General features: G+C 40.5%; 2 protein-coding genes. Both read right to left on the reverse strand.

The window, feature by feature from the left end; translation table 11 throughout:
- Positions 1-315, reverse strand: a 315-nt coding sequence (locus IEW67_RS17760; protein ID WP_188634414.1) for a transposase, incomplete at its 3' end; no start/stop codon positions are given.
- A partial coding sequence (locus IEW67_RS18045) for a helix-turn-helix domain-containing protein (protein ID WP_194466080.1) occupies positions 308-582 on the reverse strand: 275 nt, incomplete at its 5' end. The genes IEW67_RS17760 and IEW67_RS18045, both read right to left, overlap by 8 nt.

Raw genomic sequence — 582 nt, forward strand, 5'->3', positions numbered from 1 at the left:
AAACGGTTTAATCAGTTTGGCATGGTGGATTCTTGCGTTATCCAGGACCATGAGAATCTTTTCATTTGGGTAGCGTTCAACTACCTTTTCTAAAAAGGACAGAAAGACCTTTGCATCATATCGTTCTCTTTCAATGCAGAAGATATCGCCGGATTCATAGTCCAATGTACTAATCAGTTTGACACCATGGTGCTTTCCGTAAGTAGGTATCTTTTTTTGCTGCCCCTTTGGAAACCACGTGTTTGCGAGGGCCTGATAATCGCGAATCATGGACTCATCCTGGAACAATATTCGATCAATCTCGCCATCATTCATTTTTTTTAGCTGATTCAAATTCTTTTGTAAAAGCTTCCTGTTTTTCGGGATCAGCTTTTGCCAAGGTATATGTTGGCTTTGTATAGCTCATTCCTAAACGGTGCAGTAACGTTCGTACACCACGGTCTGTAAACGATATGTCAAACGTTTTCTCAATCCAATCACGAACTAAAAATGACGTCCAATTCATCTCGGCAGGAAACCCTGCATCAATTGGCTTTTCATTAACAATTAGCTGATAAACTTCCTGTTCTTGCGCTTCCGTAA

It is taken from the genome of Lentibacillus kapialis, from assembly GCF_014646635.1.
GTDB lineage: Bacteria > Bacillota > Bacilli > Bacillales > Amphibacillaceae > Lentibacillus > Lentibacillus kapialis.